We start from the raw sequence: 24820 nt of genomic DNA on the forward strand, positions 1-24820 counted from the left end.
ATCAACGTCCTATTTATCGCAACATTTTAAATGCAATAAAATCCTGTTTTTGATCAAATTCGATTTGAATAATCTTTGAAACTTCGGCACGTGATGGGCCAATATAACTACGTTCAATGATTGTGTGGAGCTGATATTCCGTACCAACAATGACTGCTTCAACTTCACCGCTATCCAGATTTTTTACATAGCCTTTAAGTTCTAATTCTAAAGCATGCTGTTCAAACCAGCGGCGGTAGCCCACACCTTGTACTTTGCCATGAATGATTAATTTGATGGCCTTATTCATCATGACTTCCATTGACCACATGATAAATCGCTTCATGCATATGATGAGCCTGCACACCACGCATCCCTTTTGTCGCCAGCCAATCCCCTGCCAAAGCATGTAAAGTGACGATTTCATGCAGATGAATTTGCCCGGAAAATTGTGCTTTCAAACTGGCCACCATACCTGCCAGCACATCACCCATGCCGCCCGTTCCCATCCCCGCATTGCCGGCGGTACAAATCCAGAGCTGATCTTCTAAAATCAAACTGCCTGCACCTTTGAGCACCCACTGCCCTGCGTATTTTTCCTGAAGTTGATGAATCGCTGCAACGCGATCATTTTCAATTTCTTTCACAGAACAATGTAGAAGTTTTGCAGCTTCACCCGGATGCGGTGTCGCGTAAGAATCTGCTTTTAATAATTCAGGATGCTCAGCTAAAAACCATAACGCATCAGCATCGAGCACCGCATGTAAATGTTCAGCTGTATTGAGCTTCGGGAACCATTTAAAAAATTGTTGTTCAGACCAGGGATCACGTCCTAAACCCATACCAAAACTGACCGCATCGACATGATCTAATAATTGTTGAATTTCTGTTTTGGTCAAGGCATTGATATCACGCAGCATAATATTCGGTGAGCGTGCCAAAATCGCCGTGTGATGTTTTTCATGGCAGACAATCGTGACTTTCCCCGCACCTGCACTATAAGCAGATTCGGCTGCCATCATGACCGCACCGCCCATATCCACATGTCCACCAACGACGAGTACATGACCATAGCTACCTTTATTCCCAAAAGCTTTTCGTTGTGGAAGTAAAATCGTCATTGCTGAAAGTTGAGCGCTTGGATTTAAATCTTCATCTATAGGAATCAGGGAAATGACATCAACCTGTCCTGCAAATTCTTTCCCTTGTCCGGTAAATAGCCCAGCTTTTAAACCTAAAGCCGAATAGGTGTAATCGGCTTTGATCGCACACGGTAATGGCTGACCAGTATTGGCCTGTAAACCGCTTGGAACATCAATGGCAATTTTCAAACCAGACTGAACATTAATATTATGAATAATCTGCTGCCAATCAGCACCGAGTTCACGATTTAAACCAATGCCAAACAAAGCATCGATATAGCAGTCATATTGTTTTGGAAATTCAAAACCTGAATGGATTTTTATTTCTGCAGTTACAGCTTCTTGATACGCACTGTGTAAATCTTTTGAAGCACCTAATTCGGCGGCATAAATCTCGACATTAAAACCGGCTTGTTTTAAATATTTAGCCGTTAGATATCCATCACCTGCATTATTGCCTTGCCCACAACACACCGCGATTTTTTTTATTTGCTGTTGCTGAAAAATGGGAACTAGACGCTGCGCAATCATCCAGGCGACTTGCTGCATTAACGCATAAGAACTGTTTTGCTTGGCAAACCAGCGTTGCTCCCATGCTTGAATACTTTGGCTATGATAAACTGGCTGACGCATTGTTCTTCTCTTCTTGTTAAATTATGGCAACATCCACACCGTCACAGAAAATACCTTTAGATCAATATGATCCTGAAGCGCTAAAAGCGTGGATTAAAGCTCAAGCTTTGCAATTAGGCTTCAGTGATTGTGTCATTGCCAAACCAGATGCTCAAGAAGAATTGCCACGTTTTAAAGAATATTTAAAGCGCGGTTATCATGGCGATATGAAGTTTCTGGAAGAAAATTTAGAAAAACGTGCTGATCCAACTTTGCTGGTTCCCGGTACTAAAAGCATTATTTGCGTACGAATGAACTATTTGGTCGAAACGCCTAAACCGCGTTATGTACCGGATGAGCCTAATGCAGCCATCATTGCACGCTATGCCCGAGGTCGCGATTACCATAAAACCATGCGCGGTCGTTTAAAGACTTTAGCCACTTTAATTCGAGAAAAAGTGGGGGATTTTGAATCACGCCCTTTTGCTGACTCTGCGCCAGTATTTGAAAAATCTTTGGCAGAAAATGCCGGTATGGGCTGGACAGGTAAACATACCTTATTGATTCAGAAAAAATCAGGTTCCTTTTTTGTTTTGGGTGAACTCTTTACTTCGCTGGATTTGCCCTTCGACTCGCCTGCAACCAAGCATTGCGGCTCTTGCACAGCCTGTATCGACATTTGCCCCACCCAAGCCATTGTTGAACCTTATATGCTCGATGCGCGTAAATGTATTGCTTATTTAACCATTGAATATAAAGGCATCATTGCTGAAGAATTACGTCGTGGTATTGGGAATCGTGTTTTTGGCTGTGATGATTGTCAACTGATTTGTCCTTGGAATAGTTTTGCCAAGAAAGCCACGATTGAAGATTTTAATCCACGCCATGGTTTAGATCAGATCAATTTACTGAATTTATGGCACTGGGATGAAGCGACCTTTTTAGCCAAGACTGAAGGCAGTCCAATACGACGTACCGGTTATCAAAGCTTTATGCGAAATATTGCGATTGGTTTGGGAAATGCACCATTTTCTCATGAAATTATTGAAACTTTAAAGCAAACGCGTGATTCGCATGATGAGATTGTGCAAGTCCATATTGATTGGGCAATTCAGGAACAAGTGACTAAATCTAATGAAGGAGTTAACTTATTGTAAGATATTTTCTTAAATTCCACTTTTCTAGATATGCGCAAAGTTTCAGTCTTATAAAAAAATTAGCGTCCAGTTCAATGCAAACTAAAAAATATTATAAAAAACTTTGTAACTATATTCACAGCAATTCAAGTTAGTTTGTAACTAAATATACAATCTTATATTTATAAAATTCATTTCAAATTAATCGATAGATACCATCAAATTTGGCTTTTTATGCCTTTTGATTTCACATAAATTAGGTATGATAAAAAATAATAAATAATGATGATTATGGATTTTCACCAATGAATGTACGTAATGACTGGACACGTGACGAAATTCAGGCTTTATATAATCAGCCTTTTTTAGATTTAGTTTTTGAAGCACAGCGCATTCATCGTGAACACTTTGATCCAAATACCATTCAAGTCAGCACATTACTTTCAATTAAAACAGGTAAATGCCCTGAAGATTGTAAATATTGTTCACAGTCAGCGCGTTATGATTCAAAACTTGAAGCTGAAAAACGTATTGCTGTCGATAAAGTGATTCAAGAAGCCAAAGAAGCGCTTGCTTCAGGTTCTTCACGTTTCTGTATGGGTGCAGCTTGGCGTAATCCACATGAACGCGATATGCCTTATGTGTTAGAAATGGTCAGCGAAGTGAAAGCACTTGGCTTAGAAACCTGTATGACTTTAGGGATGCTTAATCAATCGCAAGCCGAACGCCTGAGTGAAGCGGGTTTAGACTATTACAACCATAACCTCGACACCTCTCGCGAATATTATCCCAATGTTATTACCACACGCTCTTATGATGATCGTTTAAATACTTTGGATCATGTCCGTCAAGCGGGTATGAAAGTCTGTAGTGGTGGGATTGTTGGCTTAGGTGAAAACAGTAAAGATCGGATTGGTCTTTTGTACGAACTCGCAACGTTGCCGATTCATCCTGAATCTGTACCTATCAATATGCTGGTTCCTATTGAAGGTACTCCTCTTGCAGATGTAGAAAAACTTGATATAACCGAATGGATTCGCACCATTGCTGTAGCACGTATTATTATGCCAAAGAGCTATATTCGTCTCTCTGCAGGTCGCGAGTCTTTGTCTGATGCCGATCAAGCCTTGGCCTTCATGGCGGGTGCAAACTCATTATTCTCGGGTGAAAAGCTTTTGACTACCCCGAATGCGGGTGAAGGTAAAGACAAACAGTTATTTGATAGGTTAGGCTTGGTAGCAGAAAAAGCCAAACCAAGTATTAAAGAATTATCAGTAGATGCCATGACGAGTTAAATGACTCATTCTGATCGTTGATAAAAAAGCCCTCATTGGGCTTTTTTTCTTCGGAAAAATTATTCTGCAACATTACTCTGCAAAATTATGTGCGGTAATTAAAATGCCATAACTCGCATTCAGATAATCTCCCACCCGAATGATGTCCATACCATTAGCATGATTCACCGCCAATTCTTGAGTAATTGCATCATAAGTAAATGAATCAAAACTGTCTTGATGATGACACAACCACGTTAATGTATCTTCCAGATGCTCATCTACAATATAAGTTTTTGCTTTAAAATCTTTGTTCATTGGCCTTAGCCTTGCCTAAGTAAAAAGTTTTACTTATCAATTATTACTAATTTTGCGCTGAAAACAAAGAAGTGAGCATAAAGCCCACTTCTTTATTATAAATAGAATTCAATTAGAGCGGCTTATCTCCACACTTTCTGCATTCCTTATAATGTTCCCCAATTTCTTCCATGTGCTCATATTCATAAACATGTAAACAAAATAATTTCATAAGCAATTGAAGCATTTTCTAAACTCCTTTTTGATTGTTTTTAAAATTCAGTTTTTTTTAAAATACATTTCATCCTGAAATCACTATGTGATTAAAAAAACATCACCCCTATTTATTAACACATTTTCTGGATAATTCAAATAACTTAGCAACAATTTTTAGAGCAAATTACAAAAATAAAGCTAAAATTAATACTCTTTTTAAATAATGACTTACTTTTAATACTCGGTTAAATAAGGTCATCCCCCCATAAACAAAAAGGTTTATGAGGTTTAATATTTGACAGACCGACACAGGCAAGAAGTATCTCCCACCTCATTGTATTTAAAAAATTATATTGATAAATACAAAAAATAAGCCGAATGATTTGAGTCATTCGGCTTATTGCTGATACACAGGCGCTTAGAATAGAAAATAGATAGCACTTCTTAAATCTATTTCATTTCACATCAACAGCATAGGAGCAACTCGGTAATATTCATAATGGCTCCAGCCTGCATAATTTCTATTCTGATACAGCTACAAACTTCTTCCGTGCTGCATGGAGCTTTTTATAACTATCAATCAGACGTAAATGACGGTCTAGGCCTTCCAGTTTGATACTGGTTTCAGTTAAACCATGGAAGCGGATACTGCCATCCATAGAACCAATCACGGCATCCATCCGTTCATCACCGAACATACGACGGAAATTGGTTTCATAATCATCCAAATCCATATCGTCATCGAGTTCAACTTCCAGAATGACATTTAAGCATTGGTAGAATAAACCACGTTCAACCGTATTGGTGTTGTATTGCAGGAATTGTTCAACTAAGTCTTTCGCCTCTTCAAATTGCTGTAAGGCAATATAAATAAGGAGCTTAAGTTCCAGAATAGTGAGCTGCCCCCAAACGGTATTGTCATCAAATTCAATACCAATTAAGGTCACGATATCGGTGTAATCATCAGACTCACACTCTTCTAAACGCTCAACCAAGGCTTCTAGCTGTTCATCATCCAAACGATGGATATTTAAGATATCTTCGCGGAACTGAAGTGCTTTATTGGTATTGTCCCAAATAAGATCTTCAACCAGATAAATTTCCGAATATCCTGGCACTAAGATACGGCAAGCAGTTGCATCTAAATGCTGATACACCGCCATATACACTTCTTTGCCCATCTCTTCGAGAATACCAAACATGGTTGCAGCTTCTTCCGCATTGGCATTTTCGCCCTCAGAAGTAAAATCCCATTCAACAAATTCATAATCAGATTTTGAGCTAAAGAAACGCCAAGACACCAGCCCGCTTGAATCGATAAAGTGCTCTACGAAGTTATTCGGTTCAGTGACGGCATTGCTGCTAAAGGTTGGTTTTGGTAAATCATTGAGACCTTCAAAACTACGGCCTTGCAATAATTCAGTCAAACTACGTTCTAAAGCCACTTCTAATTTTGGATGTGCACCAAAAGAGGCAAATACACCGCCAGTACGTGGATTCATTAAGGTCACGCACATCACTGGATATTTCCCACCCAATGAGGCATCTTTGACCAAGACCGGAAAACCTTGCTCTTCCAAACCTTTAATGCCCGCCACAATGCCTGGATATTTCGCCAATACATCTTCTGGCACATCTGGAAGTGCAATCTCGCCTTCTAAAATTTCACGTTTCACCGCACGTTCAAAAATTTCAGACAAACACTGTACTTGTGCTTCAGCTAGGGTATTCCCGGCACTCATACCGTTACTTAAGTACAAGTTTTCAATCAGGTTTGATGGGAAATACACCACCTCGCCATCAGAATGACGCACGAATGGCAATGAACAGATTCCACGCTCGGTATTGCCTGAGTTGGTGTCGTACAAATGCGTCCCGAGGAGTTCATCTTCAGGATTGTAAATCTCTAAAGTATATTCATCCAAAATTTCTTTTGGTAATTCACCTTGTGAACCCGGCTTAAACCATTTTTCATCTGGGTAATGTACAAATTCAGCATTGGCAATGTCTTCACCCCAAAACTGATCGTTGTAGAAAAAGTTACAGTTTAGACGTTCAATGAATTCACCAAGTGCCGAAGCCAACGCACTTTCTTTGGTTGAACCTTTACCGTTGGTAAAGCACATTGGTGATTGCGCATCACGAACATGTAAAGACCACACGTTCGGCACAATGTTACGCCATGAAGCGATTTCAATCTTCATGCCAAGACCGGCCAAAATGCCCGACATATTGGCAATGGTTTCTTCTAATGGCAGATCTTTACCGGGAATAAAGGTACTGCTTTCTGACGCTAAACTTGGCATCAACAAAGCTTGTGCATCAGCATCAATGCTTTCTACTTCTTCGATGATAAATTCAGGACCCGTTTGGATCACTTTTTTAACCGTACAACGGTCAATTGAACGCAAAATACCTTGACGGTCTTTTTCTGAAATGTCCGCAGGTAGTTCCACCTGAATTTTAAAAATTTGTTTGTAGCGGTTTTCTGGATCTACAATGTTGTTTTGCGACAGACGAATATTATCGGTCGGGATATCACGCGCTGCACAATACACCTTTACAAAGTAGGCGGCACATAAAGCAGAAGATGCAAGAAAATAATCGAATGGCCCTGGTGCTGAACCATCACCTTTATAACGAATTGGTTGGTCGGCAATTACCGTAAAATCATCGAACTTGGCTTCTTGTCGAAGGTTGTCGAGATAATTGACCTTGATTTCCATGCTGGCACCTAACTATTCTTATGTGCCACTGTGGACCCATAAGATTCTAAATATTGAAACATAAGCCGAATCACGGAAAGAATTGACTTAAAAAAGAGAGTAACTCGCATCATGCGTTTGGTGACCACACCGAACGACTGACACTTGTAATGATGGGCGATATTATAGAGTGATTTGGTTAGATTGATAACTTTTGTCTGTCTTTACAGACTATTTATAAAAAATGCTTAAAACAAGAACAACTTAGACAAAGATTTTGATTAGCTCTAAGCATCCCCACTTACTCGCATTATTTTTAAATCAATATTGCCAAGATTTACCATCTTTTGGAGTGATTCACATATAAAGAACTTATACACTAGATACACGATATTCTTTTTCTGTTGGTTTTAATGCCGTATATACGGCATCAGTCATTAATTTTTTGAAATTATTGAGATATATAAACTGGATTTTAGTACGTGTACCCAAGCAACAAAAAACCCTTAACTCTTTTAGAATTAAGGGCTTGGATCTTATATAAAACTATATGATTATAAAATTTGGTGGGCCCAGACAGACTTGAACTGTCGACCAACGGATTATGAGTCCGCTGCTCTAACCAACTGAGCTATAGGCCCTTATAAGCTGAAACTGTTATATATCAACAAGTTCAAGCGAGGCAATACTAACGAAGATTTTTTCAAAAAACAAGCGTTTTTGCTTTCACTTGCACAGTAACACAACAATTGTTTTTATCACTTATTTTATGACTTGTATTTTTCATAAATTCTTAATTCATCGCTAAAATTAAAAGTAGATATTTTTTCTATTTTAGAAATACATTCATTCAATAAAACCACATTCACTATCACATAAGAAGCTTGAATGCTGAACAATACAACATGATAAAATGATGACTTAATTATACTTATAAGGTCTTAATTAATCATTCAACCATTATTTTAAGTAATAATGTAAAAATAAAACAGAGTGATTAACTTTTCAAAAAAGTTTAATTTTCAGCCCACTTCAGAGCCAAAACTGCGTCCTTTACGAGATTCCAAGCGAATTTCGATTAAAGACCATACAACAACCAGCATAAACAACCCAAACGCCAATAGAAAAGTCGAAAAATACATCATTCTTTTCAATCCTCATTAAACAGAAGCGAAGTTGAACAATTTGTTCAGAAGCTTTTATCTTCGACAAAAGTCTAATAGGTATTTTTTGATCTGAATAGCTATTTTGAGCCATTATTAATTCTTAATTTATATTAAATGATACATTTTATATATTTATTAACACCTATTTAGATATAAAAACAATTAATGCGACCATTTCCCAAAACTATATACAAAATATTTATTTGTACACTTTAAACACATCGCCTCTTGACTATAAATACGAACAAGCAGAAATTAGCTGACTTTCGAATTGTCTAATTTCCTCCTATGTTAAAAAAATTTCTTGGTGAATCTGCATTTAAACTTGCGGGATGGACTTATCATGTTGAACCAGATGTACTTGAGAATAAACAAGTCATTGTTGGCTTTGAACATACATCGATGATGGATGCGGTTCTGTCTCTTGCTTTGTTCCAAATTTTTGATATGAAAATTCATACCCTGATTAAAAAAGAATTATTTAAGGGGCCAATGAAACCATTATTAGAAGCGATTGGCGGTATTGCAGTCGATCGCAAATCCAATAAAGATATTGTGTCATTAATGGTTGAGCATTTTCAGCAAAATGAAAAATTCAATCTTGTGATTGCACCTGAAGCCACCCGTGCAAAACCAGGTGAAACAAGAAGACCGATTCGTACCGGCTTTTGGCATATTGCCAAAGCAGCGGGTGTTCCTATCGTTTTAATGTATGCCAATTCAACTACCAAGCAAGGCGGTATTTTAGGGAAAATATACCCGACTGAAATCAATCATGACTTAGCTTTGCTTAAACAACTTTATAAAGATAAAGTTGGTTTGGATATTGTGATTCCAGAACCTAAAAACTAAGTCACATTTGTATAAAAACTCCAAAGCCAGCCCTTTCTAAGAAAAAAGGGCTTATGGTAGAATTTAACACATTCGATTAGGCATAAAGCCAATCTACAAGGAGCATATTTCGCATGGCGGGTCATTCCAAGTGGGCCAATATTAAGCATCGCAAAGCAAAACAAGATGCTAGCCGTGGTAAAGTTTTTACCAAATACATTCGTGAATTAACAACTGCTGCAAAACTCGGCGGTCCAGATGTGGGAAGTAACCCTCGTCTACGCGCTGTAGTCGAAAAAGCACTGTCTGTAAATATGACACGTGATGTGATCAACCGTGCCATTCAACGTGGTGCTGGTGGCGAAGATAACGACGAGTTAAAAGAAGTCACTTACGAAGGTTACGGTGTGGGTGGCGTAGCTGTTCTAGTCGAAACAATGACAGACAATTTAAACCGTACCGTACCTGACGTTCGTCATTGCTTCTCTAAAACCAATGGTAACTTAGGTACTGCAGGTTCAGTGGCTTACCTCTTTACTAAACGTGGTGAAATTACTTTTGAAGATGTTTCTTTAGAAGATAAAATCATGGACGTGGCTTTAGAAGCGGGCGCTGAAGATATTGAAGTGAGTGAAGATGAAATTTTAGTCATCACCACGCCTGAATCATTTGGTGATGTACAGGATGCTTTATCTGCTGCAGGTTTAAAATCTGACAATGCTGAAGTTGTGATGAGTCCATCTACTAAAGCAGAAATCACAGATATCGATCAAGCAAAACTCATCTTGAAAATGATTGATATGTTTGAAGATCTTGATGATGTTCAAAACGTTTATACCAACGTAGAATTTTCAGATGAAGTATTAGAGCAACTTGAAGCCTAATATTTTTTCAAATCTAAAACGCACCGCATGGTGCGTTTTTTTGATCTTTAAAACCAGAGATGAATGAGAGGATCAATTTTTAAAGTGATAGATTGAATAAAAGCTATTACACCCGACTGAGTAAGCCACTACAGTTCAACACGTTATATTCTTTAATGACAAAGCTCGAATGCAGTGCCACGACATGCTCAATTTTACCAATACGTTTTAGAAGAATTTCACTGTAATTTTCCATATCTTTTGCAACTACTTCGACAATAAAATCGGCAGATTGACCTGTCACTAAAAAGGCATTAATCACTTCCGGAATACTTTCAAGTTCTTCTAAAAACTTTGCGAAAGTATCGGTATCATGTTTATTTAAAGACACTTGTAATAAAACATGCAGGCTAAAACCTAACTTGGCATAATTAATATCACGCTTTAAATGCGTCATGATATTAGCTTCAATCAAATGCTTAATCCGTCGATGCACAGAACTTACAGAAAGATTAATTCGCTCTGAAAGTTCATTTAAATTCACATCTTCCTGATTCAAAATTTCCAGGATTTGTTTATCGAAACGATCCAGTTCCATTTTTATACTCTTTCTCAATAATCAATAGATGCGCAAAATATTGCGCTATCCCTGTTATACAATAATTATTTATTTTCACAAAATTTTAATATTCTGAAAATATTTTCCAAAAGCTTGCTCAATTCATAAAGAAATTTTTGATTAATGCTGAGTTAGATTGCTACTGGTCATTTAATTATAAAAATGACCAGTAGCAATTTTCATTAAATCTTTATTTTTAAATCATTTAACTTTAGGACTAACTTTAAGATCAGGCTGAGCTGTTCGAGTATATTGCTCAACTAGTAGGTGGCTTAATCGGTGGTTCAAACAACATTGACATTGGTGCCGTCACAGACTTGCTTGGCAGTCTCAGTGAAGGCGGCTCAAATGGTATAGACTTGAGTGGATTATTGGGTAATCTCAATAATGGCAGCACTCTGGATCTCGGTGGCATTATCGAAGGTGCTGGTCAATTGATTGGCGACACTCCAACGACTTTACTAAGCGTTGCTGATTTATTACAAGGTAACAATAGTTTAGGTAATATCGATTTAGGCAATATTACCCCGGGTACCACAGACTCAATTCACGAAATTTTGAGTATCGGCACGCTATCGAGTTACGATGCAACATCTTTACCGACTTCAACACCAAGTTTAGAACTCGATCAGCCGATTGTATTTGGTTAAGTCTGTTTTTGGTAAGCCATTGAGTGAGCAAAAAATATGCACTATAGAGCACGTATTTTTATAAATTACATTTAGACCCCGCGCCAATCCACGCGGGCATTGCGTTCGGTCTGATAAATACGCAACACATATTGCCCGATCGGCAATTCAGTTAAAGTCTCTTTATATTTTTTAAATTCTTCAGATAACCCTTCAGCATGCTCTTTTTCCCACGGCGTACCGGGAATTTCCAAAAGTGGAGCAAGCATTGAACAAACAGCAATATCAGCCAAACCTAAACGCTCACCAACAAAATAACGCCCATGATTTTCAATTAAACGCTGATTCAGCAGCTCGACTAAAGCATCCATTCGTTGTTTAGATTCAGCCACTTTATCAGCATTCAGTTGATAGCCTTTTGAAAGCAATGCTTTGATAATCGGTTTTGAATATTTTTCAAATTGGCGTAAATAGCCTTTTTCACCAATCAGAATATCGAGTGATTCTTCACTTTCGGACAAAGTATGCGCTAAGCCCCAGCGACGCACATGCATCCCCAATTCTGTGGCTTGATGATTAATTTCTAAAGCTAACTCACGCTGTTGTAAATCAGCTCGTAGCAAAGAATGTTCTGGATAAACTTCATCCAAATACAATGCAATTTCAGTCGAATCAGCAATCCAGCGGTCTTGGTCACGTAAAATGGGTAAACGGTTTTGCCCTGTTTTTAATTGTGCAAATGCACGATGCACCCCTGGGATCAGATTATGGGCTACATAATCCAATTCTTTATGATCGAGCAACCAGCGAGCTTTCTCACAAAAATGAGACAAGGGAAACTGGTATAAAGTTCGCATAAAATCTCCGCAGTTATTTTTTTAGTTCTGGTTATAAAGATAACCATCGACCTTAGTCGGATACTTTAGTCACCCTGCCCTAGAAATACAATGCACTTTTTATTCAAAAACCTGAGTACAGCGTTACTGCTAGATTATTTATTTTTATACATTTTTTTGTCTTGATTATCTTTAAAGCAGATAAACCCGTAGATTAAAGTTCAAATAAAAACTTAAACAAAACCAAATCATGTGGATTTTTAAACACTTAACTTATTCAAATTCATTCAAAAACTAGCAGTTTTTATCTTAAAGACCATTTTTCATAAGCTTTGCAAAAGCAATTGCTTAATTTTAAATCCAATTACTTGTAGCGTTTTGATATCTATTTAGGATGTCGTTATGTCTCATTTAATTTCTGACAATGTTCATGTGGTTGAAAATGACAAAGATGCGATTAATGCAGCGTACCAAGTTGCAGATTTTGCTTTGGAAGGTCGTAATGAACGTGATCAAAAACGTCAATTACCGTTTGCTGAAATTGATTTATTCAGTCAAAAAGGCTTAGGTGGAATTCGCATTCCGCAAAATTTTGGTGGTGCCTTTGTGTCCAATAAAACCTTGGCGCATGTTTTTCGCATTTTAAATAAAGCGGATTCCAGTGTGGGACAAATTCCGCAAAACCAGATTGCCCTGCTCAACATGATTAACATCATGGGTACAGAACAGCAAAAGACGTTTATTTTTAATGAAATTTTACAAGGCAAACGCTTAGCCAACGGTGGTCCAGAACGTCATACCAAAGACACTAAAACATTAAATACGCTTTTAACAATTGAAGATGGTCATTATTTTTTAGAGGGTGAAAAATTTTATTCTACCGGCAGCAGTTTTGCACACTGGCTTGCGATTAAAGCCATTCATCCTGAAGGTCATGTGGTTTTGGTGGTAGTCAATCATCAAGCGACTGGTGTTGAAGTCATTGATAACTGGAATGGTTTTGGTCAGCGCACCACATCAAGCGGCACCGTTAAACTCCATCATGTTGAAGTTGACCCATTTTTAATTTTTGATGAACGCCTACTCGGCAATGCGCCAAGCTATCGTGGTGCTTACTCACAGCTGATGCAAGTCGCAATTGATGTCGGTATTGCCGAAGCCGCTTTTGCCGACACGCTAAGTGCGGTACAAAAAGCCCGCCCCATTATTGATGCCAATGTCGAAAAAGCCAGCTTTGAACATTACACCCTGCAAGAAATCGGTAAATCGAATGTATTACTGGATGCTGCCATCTTATTACTCGATGAAGCAGCTGAGTATTTAGATGAACTGGATCAACTTGATGCTGTAACGGATGAACAAGCGGCTAAAGCTTCAATTTTAGTGGCTGAGGCAAAAATCTATGCCAATGATGCAGCGCTGCACATCTCTGAAAAACTACTCGAACTTGGTGGCAGCCGTTCAAGTCTAAGTCAGCATAATCTGGATCAACATTGGCGCAATGCCCGTGTGCATACCCTGCATGACCCAGTGCGCTGGAAATTGCATGCTTTAGGTGACTATTACCTGAATCATAAATTACCTGCCCGTCACGCCTGGATTTAAGGAGTAAAAACATGACTTCATATCAAGAACTTAGCCAGTCTGAAGCGCAACAATTGGCGCATGCACATATTATTCAGTCTGATACTGAAGCATTGGAAATTGCACATGCGTTAGCAGAACAGTTTAAAAATAATGCTGTGCAACGTGATGCTGAACGTATTTTACCCTTTGAAGAAATTGAGGCGTACAGCCAATCCGGCTTATGGGCGATTACTGTGCCTAAGCAATATGGTGGCGCAGAAGTATCCAGCTATACAGTAGCTCAAGTCATTGCGCTCATGAGTGGTGTGGATGGTTCAATTGGGCAAATTCCACAAAATCATTTTTATGGCCTAGAAATTTTACGTAATACCGGCACAGAACAGCAAAAGCAGAAACTGTATGCCGAAGTTTTAAAAGGTGCACGTTTTGGTAATGCGTTAGCAGAATTTAAAACCAAGAATGCCGCACAAAAGCAAACCGCAATTAGCTCCACTGAACACGGTTTCTTGGTCAATGGTGAAAAGTTTTATTGCACCGGCAGCTTATTTGCACATCGCATCCCAACCTTGGTGAAAGACGAACATGGCCGTGAATTTCTGGCTTTTATTCCTCGTCAAAGTGAAGGTCTGGAATTAGTAGATGACTGGTCTGGTTTTGGACAGCGCACCACAGGTAGTGGCACCGTTAAATTTAATAATGTTTTCGTTGAAGCTGAAGATGTTATTCCATTTGATACTGCGTATTCACAGCCGACGATTTCAGGACCCTTTGCACAAATTATGCATGCCGCGATTGAAACCGGTATTGCACGTGCTGCATTTGAAGAAACTCTGATCCGCGTGCGTCAAGCACGTCCATGGATCGATTCAGGTGTCGACAAAGCCACCGATGATCCGCTCACCCTGTTTGAATTGGGTCGCATTGTTGCCGATGTGCGTGCTTCAGAAGTTTTACTGAAACAAGCAGCTCGTTCTATTGATGCAGCCAAGCCACAACCTACTGTTGAAAATATTGCCAAAGCTTCAATCGATGTCGCAAAGGTGCGTGCACACAGTACTGAAACAGCGTTGAAAGCGTCCTCAAAACTGATTGAACTGGCAGGCAGCCGTGGTAGTCAACGTGAAGATGGCTTGGACCGCTTCTGGCGTAATGCCCGTGTGCATACCCTTCATGATGCTTCTCGCTGGAAATATTATTTCATTGCCAATCATGTGTTAAATGGTGTATTGCCACCACGTCGAGGGACATTGTAATGACAACAACCTCAACGCCAAATACAGCAAAAAAAATCCTGCTCAATGCCTTTGACATGAACTGTGTTGGTCATATCAATCACGGTTTGTGGACCCATCCACGTGATGAGTCACATCGTTTTAATGAACTCAGTTATTGGACAGACTTGGCTAAAACATTAGAACAAGGTCTGTTTGATGGTTTATTTATTGCCGACATTACTGGTGTCTATGATGTCTATCAAAATGACATTGAGTTGACCTTAAAGGAATCGATTCAGTTGCCGAGCCATGATCCAACAACCTTGGTTTCAGCTATGGCTGCCGTAACGCAAAATCTAGGCTTTGGAGTTACGGTAAATTTAAGCTATGAATCGCCTTATCAGTTCGCCCGCCGCTTCGCCAGTCTTGATCATCTCACCCATGGCCGTATTGGCTGGAACATTGTCACCGGTTACTTAGACAGTGCACAACGTCTGATTGGTGAAAAAGGATTGAAAGACCACGACCTGCGCTATGAGCAAGCCGAAGAGTTTTTACAGCTTTGCTATAAATTCTGGGAAGGCTCTTGGGAAAACGATGCGGTCTTAAAAGATAAGCAGAATCGTATTTTTACCGATCCATCCAAAGTGCATCCAGTTCAGCATGACGGTCAGTTTTACCAAAGCCAGGGTGTATTTCAGGTTGCACCTTCTATTCAACGTACCCCAGTTTTATTCCAGGCAGGTGCATCTCCTCGTGGTTTAGCTTTTGCGACTCAGCATGCAGAAGGCATGTTCATTGGTGGTGATCAACCTGAAAAAATCAAAAAACAGGTCGATCAAATTCGTCAGCAGGCGACCGAACAAGGACGCGATCCAGAAGCCATTAAAATCTTTGTTGGTATTACTGTAGTGACTGCTGAAACCGATGATCTGGCACAACAAAAACTGGATGAATACATCTCTTATGCCAGTCCTGAAGCGGGTCTCGCCCACTTCTCCAGTTCAGTCGGTATCGATCTGTCCAAATTTGCCGATGACGAAGCGATTCCCTATCAAAAGACCAACAGCATTGTTTCGGTCAACAATAAGTTTAAAGAACAGAAAATCAGCAAAAATGATTTAAAAGCACAGCATGTCCTCGGTGGACGTTATCCCTTAATTGTCGGCAGTGGTGCGACCGTTGCTGAAAAACTGATTCAACTGATAGATGAAACAGGAATCGATGGTTTTAACCTGACCCGTACCGTTGCACCTGAATCGCATCATGATTTTATTCGACTGGTGATTCCCGAATTACAACAACGCGGCCGTTATAAAACAGCATATGAACACGGCAGTTTAAGACACAAACTTTTTCAGCAAGGCGACCGACTGTCTGCCTCACATCCGGTGCAGCAATTTCGATGTCAAAGCTCCGCCTCAACTTCGAATTCCAACTTAAAGCAAAAACAATCCGCATAAATTTTGAGGTGCAACATGGCACAAACAGCGAAAACCAAATTCACCATTATTGGGGTGATTATTGCCGCAGTCATTATTGGACTGGTGGTCTGGAATCAACAAAAGAAATCCGGTTCAGATGAACTTGTGATTGGGATCAGTCCATCATTTGCCAAACCATTACAGGTCGCAGCAGATGAGGCCAAACAACAAGGCTTGAATGTAAAACTGGTGGAATTTTCCGACTGGAACACCCCTAATATCACATTGAACCATGGCGATATTGATGCCAACTTCTTCCAGCACCAGCCTTTCCTGGATAACGCAAAAAAAGAAACCGACTTTAAAATCAAAGCATTCGCTAAAGGTGCTGCAACGCATGTGGGTTTGTATTCAAAGAAAATCAAAAGCTTTGATGAGTTAAAAGACAATGCCAAAGTGGTCGTTCCCAATGATCCAGTGAATCAGGGGCGCGCGCTGCTACTTTTACAACAAGCACAGTTAATTACCCTTAAAGATCCAGAGAATTATTTATCTAGTCTAAAAGACATTGTGACCAACCCTAAAAAATTACAGTTTGTCGAAGTGGAAGGCCCACAAACGGCGCGTGCCATTGATGATGTTGATCTGGCTTTTGGCTACCCGCACTACTTACGTCTTGCCAAAACAGCAGATCCTGAACAAGCCTTGTTATTTGACTCTAACGCTGACACACGCTATGCCATTTTGTTTGCAGTGCGTGATGACTACGAAGATAAAAATGACAAGCTGAAGAAATTTGTGGATATCTATCAAAACTCTCCAAAAGTGAAACAGGCTTTGGATGCAGATTTCGGTGCCAAACTTTGGTTCCCGGGCTGGAAATAAGATCATGTCAAATACAGTTAAAAACAATACCAAACTTTGGGTCATCACAGCAGTGGTGATTGCGCTGGTGGCCGGACTGACAGGCTATCGCTGGATCAACAGCAACACACACAGTGACACACTGAAAATTGGCATTAGCCCACCCTATGCCGAACTTTTAAAAAGTGTGGCTGACGAGGTTAAAGCCCAAGGCATTAATGTCGAGCTGATCGAGTTTTCAGACTGGCAAGCACCCAATGTTGCGGTTCAAAACGGTGATATTGATGCCAACTTTTTTCAGCAGAGTGTGTTCTTAGCCAATGCCGTGCGTGAAACGGGTTATAACCTGCATGCTTTTGGCAAAGGTTCTGGCAGTCATGTCGGCTTATATTCCAAAAAATATCAGTCGCTTGATCAAATTCCAAATCAAGCCAAAGTGGTGGTGCCGAATGATCCTGTGAACTTATCGCGTGGCTTGACGCTATTGGCTCGTGCAGGTTTGCTCTCTGTAAAAGATGTCAACAATGAATTGACCACACTGCAAGACATCACAAGTAACCCAAAACAACTCAAGTTAATTGAAGTTGAAGGTCCACAAACAGCGCATGCCTATAACGAAGCGGATCTGATTATGGGCTTTCCACATTACTTAAAAATGGCAAAAGTCGCTGACCCAAATTCAGCACTAATTATTGATCCAGTGAATAAAAAATACGCCATTTTATTTGTGACGCGTAAAGACTACCCGGATCAAGACCAAAAACTTGCCACCTTTGTCCAAGCATTCCAAAACTCTGCCAAAGTTCGTGAAATTTTGAATAAAGATTTTGGGCAAGGCATGTGGTTCGAAGGCTGGAAATAAGGAGAATAACCATGGTGAGTTTTGGTTCACAAATCGATTTTTCAGTGCCGCATATTCAAATCCGGCACTTGAATAAATTTTATGATGTACAGGACAAACAGGTGCATGCCTTAAAGAATATTAATCTGGATATTCCACAAGGCAAGATTCTGGGCATTATTGGTAAAAGTGGCGCAGGCAAATCGTCCCTGCTTCGCACCCTCAATGGATTAGAACAGGCCAATGAAGGCAGTATTCATATCCATGAACAAGAAATAGCGACATTAAATCATCAGGATTTAATTCAATTGCGCCAAAAAATTGGCATGATTTTCCAGCATTTTAATTTAATGTCGGCAAAAACTGTTTGGGAAAATGTCGCCCTGCCTTTAAAAATTTCAAACTTTAATAAGGCGGACATTGAACAACGCGTCAATGAAGTACTGGAATTGGTTGGGCTGAGCGATAAGGCGCAACATTATCCGTCACAGCTTTCTGGTGGGCAAAAACAGCGTGTCGGGATTGCCCGCGCTTTGGTCAGTCATCCTGAAATTTTACTCTGCGATGAAGCCACTTCTGCACTCGATCCTGAAAGTACCTCGGTGGTGCTTTCCCTGCTCAAAGAAATCAATCAGAAACTGGGTATTACCATTGTACTGATTACCCATGAAATGCAGGTGATCCGTGAAATCTGCGATCAAGTGGTGGTGATTGAAAAAGGTGAAATCGTGGAGTCGGGGCAAGTCTGGTCGGTATTTTCCAATCCAGAAAAAGCCATTACCCAAGAGTTACTCAATCTTGAACAACTGGATTTGCCATTTGCCCTTTATCCTGAAAAGGACAACACAGTTTCACATACTATTTTAAAACTGAAATATGCCAGTGAAGCCAAGCATTCACCTGACCTTGCGCAGATTCTAAATCGCTTTGGACATTCGGTCCATTTGTATCAAAGTCATATTGATACCATCCAAAATCATTTGGTGGGCACTTTAATTGTGGGTGTAGCTGATCTAGATATTGATCTCCAGCAACTCACGCAACAATTAAAAAACCAAATTGCACATGTAGAGGTATTGGGCTATGCACGACCAACTCATTGATCTGTTGATTACTGGTACCATCGATACCTTATTGATGGTCGGTGTTTCCGCATTTTTTGCCTTGCTGATTGGTCTGCCGATGGCCGTAATTTTGGTCAATACCTCGGAACACGGCATTTATCCATCGAAAAACATTAACCAGTCATTGGGTTGGATCGTCAATATTACTCGATCAATCCCCTTCCTGATTTTAATGGTCGCACTGATTCCACTGACTCGACTCATTGTTGGCACCAGTTATGGCGTATGGGCAGCGGTAGTTCCCCTTACCCTTGCCGCGACACCTTTCTTTGCACGAATTGCCGAAGTCAGTTTGCGCGAGGTCGATCAAGGTTTAATTGAAGCCGCTCAAGCCATGGGCTGTAACCGCAAGCAAATTGTTTGGCATGTGCTTCTACCCGAAGCCTTACCCGGTATTGTGGCTGGATTTACCGTTACTTTAGTTACCATGATTAACTCCTCCGCGATTGCTGGTGCCATTGGTGCAGGCGGTTTGGGAGATATTGCCTACCGTTATGGTTATCAGCGTTTTGATATGCAAATTATGCTTGCTGTTATTGTGGTGCTGATTGTTTTAGTCATGTTCATTCAAGCGACGGGTGACACCCTTGCCAACCAACTGGACAAACGTAAAATTTAAAGGATATACATTTCAGTTGTTTTCAATAAACATGGAAGCCATGACCTGACTTTGTGGTGGCTTTCATGTAAAATCAGCCACAATTTTTAAAGTATACTTTGTGAGTCATTTCATGGGTTTTAATTGCGGTATTGTCGGCTTGCCGAACGTTGGTAAATCTACACTTTTCAATGCATTGACTAAAGCTGCGATTGCTGCAGAAAACTTCCCGTTCTGTACCATTGAACCAAATACAGGCATCGTACCTGTGCCTGACCTACGCATGGACAAACTTGCGGAAATCGTTAAACCACAACGTGTTGTTCCAACTGCAATGGAATTCGTTGATATTGCCGGTTTAGTTGCGGGTGCATCTAAAGGTGAAGGCTTGGGTAACCAGTTCCTTGCCAACATCCGTGAAACCGATGCGATTGCACACGTTGTTCGTTGTTTTGAAGATGAAAACGTTATTCACGTGAATGGTAAAATTGATCCGCTGGATGACATCGCAACCATCAATACTGAACTTGCACTTGCTGACCTTGAAGCTGTTGCGAAAGCAATCACTCGTTTATCAAAATCTGCAAAAAGTGGCGATAAAGAAGCGATTGCAACCAAAGCTATTTTAGAAAAAATCCAGCCATTGCTTGATGAAGGTAAACCGGCGCGTGCAGCTGACCTTGATGATGATGAGCGTAAATTGGTTCGTGGTTTTGGTTTAATGACTTTAAAACCAACCATGTACATTGCCAACGTAGCTGAAGATGGTTTTGAAAACAATCCACATTTAGATGCAGTTAAAAAATTAGCGGCTGAAGAAAATGCGATTGTGGTTCCACTGTGCAACCAGATTGAAGCAGAAATTTCTTTGCTTGAAGATGAAGACCGCGCTGAATTCCTTGAAGCAATGGGCATGGAAGAACCAGGTCTTAACGTGGTAATCCGTGCAGGTTATTCACTTCTAGGCTTACAAACTTACTTCACTGCAGGTGTACAAGAAGTTCGTGCATGGACGGTTAAAGTGGGCGCAACTGCACCTCAAGCTGCTGGCGTGATTCACACTGACTTTGAAAAAGGCTTCATCCGCGCTGAATGTATTGCTTATGATGACTTCGTACAATACAACGGCGAAGCTGGGGCGAAAGAAGCCGGTAAATGGCGTTTAGAAGGTAAAACTTACATCGTTCAAGACGGTGATGTTTTACACTTCCGTTTTAATGTTTAATCGTTAAAACTAAAAAAGCCCCGACACATTCGGGGCTTTTTTATAGCTATACAATCATTTAATTAATGTGAGGTCGCAGAGATGTGTTTGCTATCCATTTCAGCGCGTAATACACGGGCATGTTCTAAAATCCGCCCTTCCAAGTCTTTACGAAAACCGAGCATGAACACCATTTCCGCCAAAACAAATAATGGACCGATGGCTAAGCCAATAATATCATCCATAAATGCCGGTTTTTTCTTCTCAAAAAAATGCCCTACAAACTGAAATACCCACCCGACCACGAAGATGCCAATACTTAGGCTTAACCAAGCAGCAAGTTCCAAATGAGCAATTTTCAAAGCCAAGGGATAGGCAGCCATTAGAACAATCAACATAATCAAAGCAAAAATTCGATCGAGGCTAAAATAGTAAATACTGGTGACTACAATAATCACTAAGGCTAAGGTCAGCTCCATTCCTGACAGCATCAATCCGGCTCTTGCGGTTAAACAAAGAATCGCAAAGACAATTAAAGGAATACCCACAAAATGGGTCAAAATGTTTTTGTGATCTAGGTGATAGGCTGCATACTGACTTAACAGCTGTTCTAATTTGGTCATGTTATTCTTCCTTGTTACACTTATTCTTCCACTATATAAAAAAACCAAAGACAAAGTTGTCGGCTAAATGACAACTCACATCAAAAAGGAATTGAAGTGCTCGCGCCCATTTATATTGCTCATTTAGAAAATAACATGTGGTTTTCACAATTGCCTTCACTGTTCAAGGAATTCATTGTGAGCCATGCGGTGCAACAGCATTTTACTAAGGAACAAGCCATCTTTCATTCAGGTGACCCATTCAATGGGATCTATGCCGTTTTAGAGGGTGCTATTCGCTTAGGCTATATTGATATTGCGGGGAAAGAATCAGTAGCGGCGATTGTTGAGCCGATTATGTGGTTTGGCGAAATCTCACTGGTCGATGCCCAACCTCGCTCGCACGATGCCATCGCCATTCAAAAAAGTCTGATCTTGCATATTCCAAGTACAGCCATTCAAAAGCTGCTCGCAGCACATCCTGTTTTTTGGTATCACATTGCGCAATTAACCAGCCAAAAGTTACGTTTTGCTTTTTTGGAACTGATTTCAATTCAGACTCAAAGCATGACCCAGCGTTTAGCACAACGCTTAATGTTCATCTTAAATGGCTATGGCAATCATTTGATGATTGAAACAAATACCATTCATTTATCGCAAGAACAATTGGCACAAATGCTGACCTGCTCCAGACAAACCGTCAACCAAGAATTACAAGCCTTAGAGAAGCAGAATATTTTGCGGCTTTCTTTTCGGAAAATCGAAATTTTAGATCTGGCAGAATTGCATCGAATCGCCCATGCATTTCCAAGTCTTTGAATAACAGAATATATTAGATATTAACAAGATCTGAATGATTGAGATGTAATACCGTTGCAGTATCCAACTCATCTACAGCTAAGCATGACAATAAGCATAAAAAGTTAATGTACTTGTCTAATCATTTGTATTTATAGCTTATGAAAGTAATTCACACACATTCACATCATCAAAACCATTCGTACATGAAGCAACTTCTTGCTGGATATTTGAAGAAGAGGCATCAATGACTTGAACTTGATCTGCAGCATGTGAAAGAAGCGTAGCTGGAACACTTTGACAAACAGTTAGAGCCATCACCACACTTATTGAAAAAAACACTTTATTAAACATCTTTTTTACCCCTATTTATTCACTACATGGAAGTTATTTAGATTTTTATCAAAATAAAAACAATATTAATGTGGTTTATTATACACAAATTATCACAAAACGATAATCGTATATATTTATCAAGTTATCGCTTTATTATCTTATTAATTCTTTTTAACTATAAGTAAAATAAAATTCCAAAAATTAAGACGAAAAAAAACGAGGCATTTGCCTCGCTTTATCTTACTCAAGCCCCTTTCTTTTTCGGGTCAGTATTTCCCAGTTCAGGATTATCGATTGCATCCATGCACTGTGCTTTATCTCGTTCATAATCTGCTTGCTTTTGTGCAACCGAACTCGATTGATCTATGCTTTCACGCGCCCATATTTCCAGACTGGTCAACGCTTTACGACATAAGGCATATTTACCTTCAGTCACAGAATCGGTCATTTTGACATTAATGCGCCAATCGGTACTTAACTTGCGGGCAGGTTTACGTACCTGTTCTTCAAGCACATCCAGTTGTTTTGCATACACCAAACCATCCACTTGATTCATAAATTTCCAGGCTTCATTGGCATACGTGGTCGCATCATTAGTGAGCTTTGGTGCAGCCTTAATTTCAACTTTCTGCTCGGGTTTTTCAGATGAGTTACCACAAGCCTGCAATGCAAAAATACTGCACAGTACAGAAATCATCACTATTGCATGTGATTTGGACGCAAACATATCGGCTACCTATACAAACATTTCGGCATTATGCTAGTGAATTCGGGTAGAATACTCAATCACCATTTTACCCTCATTGTCTAACTCTCCTTAGGTGTGTCGTGTCTGAGCACAAACTCCCTCCAGTACAAGCTGCTGGCTTTTGGCAAGGCGCTAAAGATAGTCAAGCCATTATTTTTACTTATCTTCCTGTTTCTTTTGCCTTCGGTGTTTCTGCAACACAATTTGGCTTTACCCCTTGGGAAGCCCTGTTTTTATCCTGCTCCATGTATGCCGGCGCCAGTCAATTTTTAGTGGTGGCGTTACTCGGTAGCGGTACATCAATCTGGATGACAGCGCTCACCGTGATTGCGTTAGACATTCGTCATCTCCTCTATGGCCCAGCGCTGCAAAACCTGATTCAAGATAAATTAAACCTAAAAAAAACAGCATTCTGGGCTTGGGGCCTAACTGATGAAGTGTTTGCTTCCGGGATGATTAAGCTATCGCAACGTCGTCAGGAGTGGTCAGAATCGTGGATGTTGGGCGTGAGTCTATTTAGCTGGATGTCTTGGGCTTTAGGTTCGTTCTTGGGTGGCTTATTTGCAGATCAGGTCAGTCACTTACCGCAATTCCTACAAGCCGCACTGGATTTCCTCCTTCCTGCTCTGTTCTTGAGCTTCCTGCTAGCGGCATTTGAAAAGAAACACAGTTTTATTGTCGCTGTTTGTTTAATTGTTTCAGCGATCGCCTGCTATTTCATTAATTTATCGGCTGCGATTTTCATTGGAATTTTATCCGGTATTTTGGCAGGCTTATTTAAGCACTATGTTTTAAAACAACACGATGATGAATTTGGAGAACCTCATGAATCTTGAAATTATTCTGGTGGGTATCATCGTGGGGATTGCCAATTTTGCATCGCGTTTTGGTCCTTTTTATGTGATTCAAAAGCATCAGCAAAACTCGCAAAAGCGTGGTTCGGTTTGGATCAAAATCGCTTTAGGCAGTATTGGTATTGCCGCGATTAGTTCCATGCTGGTCGTTGCAACCCTTCCACCGTTGATGGAAACACCCAATAAAAGTTTTGCCATGCTGATTGGTTTTTTAACCTTAGCCGGGCTGTATTTTAAGTTTAAGAAAATTGTTCCTGCGACTTTAACCGCAGCCGTGACTTATGGTTTGATTTATACCTACCTGCCTTTTTCCTTCTAAGT

Annotated in this window: 26 protein-coding genes and 1 tRNA gene; 16 read left to right on the top strand and 11 right to left on the bottom strand. The window is 40.0% G+C overall.

The genetic code is table 11. The annotated features are described in order from the left end of the window. Nucleotides 1-13 precede the first annotated feature (13 nt). Entirely contained in the window at nucleotides 14-289 is a 276-nt protein-coding gene (locus tag B9T23_RS06685) for an acylphosphatase (protein WP_086193518.1), read from the bottom strand. Next, entirely contained in the window at nucleotides 282-1754 is a 1473-nt protein-coding gene (locus B9T23_RS06690) for an NAD(P)H-hydrate dehydratase (protein WP_086193519.1), read from the bottom strand. The genes B9T23_RS06685 and B9T23_RS06690 overlap by 8 nt, the downstream gene beginning before the upstream one ends. A 23-nt stretch (nucleotides 1755-1777) precedes the next feature. Between B9T23_RS06690 and queG the strand changes: the two genes are divergently transcribed. Both queG and bioB read left to right on the top strand, forming a co-directional pair. Then, nucleotides 1778-2890, top strand: a complete 1113-nt coding sequence (queG, locus tag B9T23_RS06695) for a tRNA epoxyqueuosine(34) reductase QueG (protein WP_086193520.1) — start codon at nucleotides 1778-1780, stop codon at nucleotides 2888-2890. Between the two features lie 284 nt (nucleotides 2891-3174). Continuing rightward, nucleotides 3175-4164 carry a biotin synthase BioB gene (gene bioB / locus B9T23_RS06700; protein ID WP_086193521.1) on the top strand — a complete coding sequence of 330 codons (990 nt, stop codon included), beginning with the start codon at nucleotides 3175-3177 and terminating at the stop codon, nucleotides 4162-4164. Nucleotides 4165-4236: 72 nt separating this feature from the next. Here bioB and B9T23_RS06705 read toward each other — a convergent pair whose 3' ends face one another. The 4 genes from B9T23_RS06705 to B9T23_RS17145 form a co-directional block, all read right to left on the bottom strand. After that, nucleotides 4237-4461: a hypothetical protein gene (locus tag B9T23_RS06705; RefSeq protein WP_086193522.1), complete on the bottom strand. Its 225-nt coding sequence runs from the start codon at nucleotides 4459-4461 to the stop codon at nucleotides 4237-4239. Between the two features lie 716 nt (nucleotides 4462-5177). Next, nucleotides 5178-7382: an OsmC domain/YcaO domain-containing protein gene (locus B9T23_RS06710; RefSeq protein ID WP_086193523.1), complete on the bottom strand. Its 2205-nt coding sequence runs from the start codon at nucleotides 7380-7382 to the stop codon at nucleotides 5178-5180. 543 nt (nucleotides 7383-7925) lie between these two features. Further along, nucleotides 7926-8002: transfer RNA gene (locus B9T23_RS06715), tRNA-Ile, on the bottom strand. A gap of 381 nt (nucleotides 8003-8383) precedes the next feature. Further along, nucleotides 8384-8506 (bottom strand): hypothetical protein, encoded by a 123-nt coding sequence (locus B9T23_RS17145; RefSeq protein ID WP_265733409.1) that lies wholly within the window; start codon nucleotides 8504-8506, stop codon nucleotides 8384-8386. A gap of 309 nt (nucleotides 8507-8815) precedes the next feature. On the opposite strand from B9T23_RS17145, the gene B9T23_RS06720 reads away from it, so the two are divergent. Then, complete coding sequence (locus tag B9T23_RS06720; protein ID WP_067724194.1) at nucleotides 8816-9379, top strand: 1-acyl-sn-glycerol-3-phosphate acyltransferase; 564 nt, start codon at nucleotides 8816-8818, stop codon at nucleotides 9377-9379. Nucleotides 9380-9492: 113 nt separating this feature from the next. Continuing rightward, complete coding sequence (locus B9T23_RS06725) at nucleotides 9493-10242, top strand: YebC/PmpR family DNA-binding transcriptional regulator (protein ID WP_067724193.1); 750 nt, start codon at nucleotides 9493-9495, stop codon at nucleotides 10240-10242. Nucleotides 10243-10348: 106 nt separating this feature from the next. Here B9T23_RS06725 and B9T23_RS06730 read toward each other — a convergent pair whose 3' ends face one another. After that, a complete protein-coding gene (locus B9T23_RS06730) occupies nucleotides 10349-10819 on the bottom strand; it encodes an Lrp/AsnC family transcriptional regulator (protein WP_067724192.1) in 471 nt (156 codons plus the stop codon). 338 nt (nucleotides 10820-11157) lie between these two features. Between B9T23_RS06730 and B9T23_RS06735 the strand changes: the two genes are divergently transcribed. After that, entirely contained in the window at nucleotides 11158-11490 is a 333-nt protein-coding gene (locus B9T23_RS06735; RefSeq protein WP_086193524.1) for a hypothetical protein, read from the top strand. Nucleotides 11491-11561: 71 nt separating this feature from the next. Here B9T23_RS06735 and B9T23_RS06740 read toward each other — a convergent pair whose 3' ends face one another. Next, nucleotides 11562-12326 carry a glutathione S-transferase family protein gene (locus tag B9T23_RS06740; protein ID WP_086193525.1) on the bottom strand — a complete coding sequence of 255 codons (765 nt, stop codon included), beginning with the start codon at nucleotides 12324-12326 and terminating at the stop codon, nucleotides 11562-11564. A 381-nt stretch (nucleotides 12327-12707) separates the two neighbouring features. Here B9T23_RS06740 and B9T23_RS06745 point away from each other — a divergent pair, with 381 nt between their 5' ends. The 8 genes from B9T23_RS06745 (at nucleotide 12708) to ychF (ending at nucleotide 21182) form a co-directional block, all read left to right on the top strand. Beyond that, a complete protein-coding gene (locus B9T23_RS06745) occupies nucleotides 12708-13910 on the top strand; it encodes an SfnB family sulfur acquisition oxidoreductase (RefSeq protein ID WP_086193526.1) in 1203 nt (400 codons plus the stop codon). Nucleotides 13911-13921: 11 nt separating this feature from the next. Further along, nucleotides 13922-15145 (top strand): SfnB family sulfur acquisition oxidoreductase, encoded by a 1224-nt coding sequence (locus tag B9T23_RS06750; protein ID WP_086193527.1) that lies wholly within the window; start codon nucleotides 13922-13924, stop codon nucleotides 15143-15145. Further along, nucleotides 15145-16569: an LLM class flavin-dependent oxidoreductase gene (locus tag B9T23_RS06755; RefSeq protein WP_086193528.1), complete on the top strand. Its 1425-nt coding sequence runs from the start codon at nucleotides 15145-15147 to the stop codon at nucleotides 16567-16569. Before B9T23_RS06750 ends, B9T23_RS06755 begins: the two co-directional genes overlap by 1 nt. Before the next feature lie 15 nt (nucleotides 16570-16584). After that, on the top strand, nucleotides 16585-17415 hold the full coding sequence (locus B9T23_RS06760) for a MetQ/NlpA family ABC transporter substrate-binding protein (protein ID WP_086193529.1): 831 nt from the start codon (nucleotides 16585-16587) through the stop codon (nucleotides 17413-17415). Between the two features lie 4 nt (nucleotides 17416-17419). Then, nucleotides 17420-18256 carry a MetQ/NlpA family ABC transporter substrate-binding protein gene (locus B9T23_RS06765; protein ID WP_086193530.1) on the top strand — a complete coding sequence of 279 codons (837 nt, stop codon included), beginning with the start codon at nucleotides 17420-17422 and terminating at the stop codon, nucleotides 18254-18256. Nucleotides 18257-18267: 11 nt separating this feature from the next. Further along, nucleotides 18268-19338, top strand: a complete 1071-nt coding sequence (locus B9T23_RS06770; RefSeq protein ID WP_086193531.1) for a methionine ABC transporter ATP-binding protein — start codon at nucleotides 18268-18270, stop codon at nucleotides 19336-19338. Continuing rightward, a complete protein-coding gene (locus tag B9T23_RS06775) occupies nucleotides 19319-19978 on the top strand; it encodes a methionine ABC transporter permease (RefSeq protein WP_086193532.1) in 660 nt (219 codons plus the stop codon). The genes B9T23_RS06770 and B9T23_RS06775 overlap by 20 nt, the downstream gene beginning before the upstream one ends. Before the next feature lie 112 nt (nucleotides 19979-20090). Further along, nucleotides 20091-21182 (top strand): redox-regulated ATPase YchF, encoded by a 1092-nt coding sequence (gene ychF, locus B9T23_RS06780; RefSeq protein WP_067724183.1) that lies wholly within the window; start codon nucleotides 20091-20093, stop codon nucleotides 21180-21182. 62 nt (nucleotides 21183-21244) lie between these two features. On the opposite strand, the gene B9T23_RS06785 is transcribed toward ychF, so the two are convergent. Beyond that, nucleotides 21245-21784, bottom strand: a complete 540-nt coding sequence (locus B9T23_RS06785; protein WP_086193533.1) for an Mpo1 family 2-hydroxy fatty acid dioxygenase — start codon at nucleotides 21782-21784, stop codon at nucleotides 21245-21247. A 135-nt stretch (nucleotides 21785-21919) separates the two neighbouring features. Between B9T23_RS06785 and B9T23_RS06790 the strand changes: the two genes are divergently transcribed. After that, nucleotides 21920-22582 (top strand): Crp/Fnr family transcriptional regulator, encoded by a 663-nt coding sequence (locus B9T23_RS06790; protein WP_086193578.1) that lies wholly within the window; start codon nucleotides 21920-21922, stop codon nucleotides 22580-22582. Between the two features lie 138 nt (nucleotides 22583-22720). On the opposite strand, the gene B9T23_RS16770 is transcribed toward B9T23_RS06790, so the two are convergent. After that, nucleotides 22721-22879 (bottom strand): hypothetical protein, encoded by a 159-nt coding sequence (locus B9T23_RS16770; RefSeq protein ID WP_171263058.1) that lies wholly within the window; start codon nucleotides 22877-22879, stop codon nucleotides 22721-22723. 262 nt (nucleotides 22880-23141) lie between these two features. Then, a complete protein-coding gene (locus B9T23_RS06800) occupies nucleotides 23142-23624 on the bottom strand; it encodes a hypothetical protein (RefSeq protein WP_086193535.1) in 483 nt (160 codons plus the stop codon). A 101-nt stretch (nucleotides 23625-23725) separates the two neighbouring features. On the opposite strand from B9T23_RS06800, the gene B9T23_RS06805 reads away from it, so the two are divergent. Continuing rightward, nucleotides 23726-24481, top strand: coding sequence for an AzlC family ABC transporter permease (locus tag B9T23_RS06805; protein ID WP_086193536.1), 756 nt, complete (start codon nucleotides 23726-23728; stop codon nucleotides 24479-24481). Beyond that, on the top strand, nucleotides 24471-24818 hold the full coding sequence (ygaH, locus tag B9T23_RS06810; RefSeq protein ID WP_086193537.1) for an L-valine transporter subunit YgaH: 348 nt from the start codon (nucleotides 24471-24473) through the stop codon (nucleotides 24816-24818). The genes B9T23_RS06805 and ygaH overlap by 11 nt, the downstream gene beginning before the upstream one ends. Nucleotides 24819-24820 lie beyond the last annotated feature (2 nt).

Origin of the sequence: Acinetobacter terrae (genome assembly GCF_002135195.1) — a bacterium.
GTDB lineage: Bacteria > Pseudomonadota > Gammaproteobacteria > Pseudomonadales > Moraxellaceae > Acinetobacter > Acinetobacter terrae.